The sequence below is a fragment of the Nostoc sp. CALU 546 genome (genome assembly GCF_048836525.1).
In genome coordinates this window covers 1-3,150 of the sequence record NZ_JAWJTF010000247.1, presented here as the reverse complement: position 1 = coordinate 3,150, position 3,150 = coordinate 1, and the positions used below count along the sequence as shown (strand labels likewise).

At 41.7% G+C, this 3,150-nt stretch carries 2 protein-coding genes; both read left to right on the top strand.

What is annotated here, in order from left to right; all coding sequences use genetic code 11:
- Window positions 1–488 precede the first annotated feature (488 nt).
- Window positions 489–653, top strand: a complete 165-nt coding sequence (locus RRG12_RS42210; RefSeq protein WP_084226972.1) for a CopG family transcriptional regulator — start codon at window positions 489–491, stop codon at window positions 651–653.
- Window positions 654–1,128: 475 nt separating this feature from the next.
- The gene (locus RRG12_RS42205) at window positions 1,129–2,910 is read left to right on the top strand and encodes a ShlB/FhaC/HecB family hemolysin secretion/activation protein (protein WP_420760642.1); all 1,782 of its coding nucleotides are present in this window, start codon (window positions 1,129–1,131) and stop codon (window positions 2,908–2,910) included.
- Window positions 2,911–3,150 lie beyond the last annotated feature (240 nt).

Here is a 3,150-nt window from a genome sequence, read left to right as displayed (position 1 = left end):
ATTAGGTCGAATTTATCCTATTTTACTCAATGTGAAGTCTACGCTATCGCGGAAACGTTTGGGGTACAGAATTGTTCAGTTATAGCTTCATGAATAATCTGTGATGTGGAAAAAGTATTTGCTAAAAGCCAGGCTTTTGCCGGATAAAGAAAACCGAGTTCTTAATTTTGGATAAAGTCGAGCTTAGAGGAGTGATATGACATTACAAAGTTTTTTGTACTATTTTCCTTATGTAGTGCGTAATAACACTTATTTGTCCTACATATTTTTGATCTTATTTTTACATTTTATTTACAATTGCTGCCCAGAAAGTAGCTAAACTTTATACTCTAGGATATACTTTACCTCTTCACTATTGTTTATAAAAATATCCTATCCAACTTCATGATTACTTGAATCAAATGTCATTACTTATACCATTGTAGTAGCAGTTTACATGATTGATATTAGAGAAGTAGTTTAAAACATAGCTTGTCTAATACATATACATGAATAAAAAATGGGCTGCTAAACGACTTACAATCAACCTCACATCAAGTGAGGCACAGAGACTTGAACAATACTGTTCAATCACGGGAAGACCCGCAACTGATGTAATTAGAGAGTTAATTCGCTCTCTTTCTTCTAAGGAGGAAAAAGCCTCTGAAAACTAGGAAATCACACTGTACAAAAAAGAAACCCAGGGTAAGTACATTTCAATTTGTGAGTGTATAGTCCTTAACAGTTATCAGCTAACGGTTAATCCGCATTAAAGTTAGGGGATTTCAATAAGAACACTTTCTTATAAGGTGACGCTCCGACGCCGCTAACAGAGTGAAGACTTCCTCCACTCTGACTTTTTTTTGGGATATTGTGCAATCATCTTGATACATTTGCGTAAGAAAGCGGGAAGCTGACGCAACAGTGGGAGTCTTAAACCGTGAACTTCCCTCTGGTCGCGGCAGGAAACAGAGAGCATCAGGCAGTTTTCCTCCAGCAATAACTGCCTGATGCCTTCCTTGATAAATAGTAATATTACTGATTTTTTTTAGAAAAATTTAAGTTAGATATAGTGGCTGCCATGTATTTACTTATACTTTAGAAGTATTAAGGATTCGATCTGTAATTTAATTTATTTAATTACAAATAATGATTAGAAGAACCTTGGTTATAAATCAGCCAGAGGTAGGCAAGTTCGCGGGCAAACTGAGGATTTTTTCTGGATGTCTAACACTTAGCTTTGCGATCGCAGCAGTATTATGCAACTATCAAAATGCGATCGCCCAGACTCCCAATCCTCAGACATTACCCCCAGGTCGATTAGAGGATATTCCTGAAACTCCGTTACCGTCAGATGTTCTACCCAAGCCAACAGACAAGAATCAACTGCTTCCATCCCCAGAACTACCGAATCAGCCAATTGGGGAACAGGGTGACTTTAATGCCAGATTTCGGGTTGATCGCATTGAAGTTTTGGGCAGTACAGTTTTCAAAGCAGAACAGTTTACCGCTGTCACAGCTGCTTTTGTGGGACGAGAACTGACCTTTGCTGAGTTGTTGCAAGTTAGAGATGCCATCACAAAGCTTTACACTGATAACGGCTATGTAACTACAGGGGCGTTGATTACACCACAGACAGTAGAAGCTGGGGTGATCAAAATTCAGGTGATCGAAGGCACTGTGCAAGAAATCAAGATTATCGGTAATAGACGATTGCATAGTCAATACATTCGCGATCGCATCCAACTTGGTACTGGCAAACCGCTAAACATACCGCGCTTACTAGAAAAACTACAACTACTCCGTCTCGATCCGCGGATTCAAAACCTGTCAGCCGAGTTGCAAACAGGACTGCAAGTGGGAACTAATGTGTTGCAAGTTGAGGTTGAAGAAGCAGAAACTTTTAAACTGACAGCAAATCTAGATAATGGGCGATCGCCCAGTGTCGGCAGTTTTCGTCGAGGAGTGGATCTGCAAGAAGCCAATTTATTGGGCTTGGGCGATACTCTGAGTGTGGGATACGCCAACACCGATGGCAGTAATACAGTTAATGTCAATTACGCGCTGCCAATTAATCCCCGTAATGGCACTGTATCTTTCGGTTTTAGCCAGGGATGGAATCGCGTCATTGAAAAGCCATTCAACGTTCTTGATATTCAGTCAAATAGCCGTTCTTACGAATTGAGCTATCGGCAACCACTGCTGCAAAAAACAACCGAAGAATTGGCAATCGGGCTGTCATTTTCGCGTCAGGAAAGCCAAACTGAGTTAGGAATTGACAACATTGGGCCGTTTAAACTCTCCCCTGGTGCAGATGCGAACGGAAAAACTAATATTTCGGCTCTGCGCTTTTTTCAAGAATATACCCAACGAAGTAACCAGTATGTATTTGCGGCGCGATCGCAATTGAGCTTTGGCGTAGATTGGTTCGATGCTAATGTCAGTGATAATGAACCAGATAGCCGCTTTTTCGCATGGCGGGGACAGGCGCAGTGGGTGCGGCAATTAGCACCGGATACTTTATTTTTAGCTAGGGGCGATTTCCAATTGGCAGCAGATTCCCTAGTGCCTTTGGAGCAATTTGGTCTTGGTGGACAGCTAAGTGTACGAGGCTATCGTCAAGACGCATTACTCACAGATAATGGTCTGTTATTTTCCGCAGAATTTCGAGTCCCCATTGTCCGCGCGAAAAAGATTGACGGGGTGCTGCAACTGACACCCTTCATTGAAGTTGGCAAAGGCTGGAATGTTAAGGGCGAAAATCCATCACCAAGTACACTTCTTAGTACTGGGTTCGGGCTATTGTGGAAACAGGGCGATGACTTCTTAGCCCGCCTAGATTGGGGCATTCCTCTGATCTCAGTGGATGGTGAAAGGCGATCGCTCCAAGAAAATGGGTTGTACTTCTCGGTACGCTATTCACCATTTTGAGATCGGTTAAACACTATACCGTTTTGGGCATCCTAAATACAAAGTATAAATAAAGGCTTGGCGATGAATGCGACCTCTACCAATACTTTACGGTTAAGGGGAAACGGGGAAGGGGAAAAGGGGAAAGAAAAAACCTTTAACCTTTAACCTTTAACTTTTAACCTTTTACCAAAACCTATTCCGAGTTAACCACGCACCAAGCGATCAGTATAGCTTGCTATCATTTGTTGATATCAGTCT

What these genes read in the sequence shown, in the direction of transcription:
- RRG12_RS42205 (WP_420760642.1), top strand. Translation starts at nt 1,129, where the DNA reads ATGATTAGAAGAACCTTGGTTATAAATCAGCCAGAGGTAGGCAAGTTC.
- RRG12_RS42210 (WP_084226972.1), top strand. Translation starts at nt 489, where the DNA reads ATGAATAAAAAATGGGCTGCTAAACGACTTACAATCAACCTCACATCA.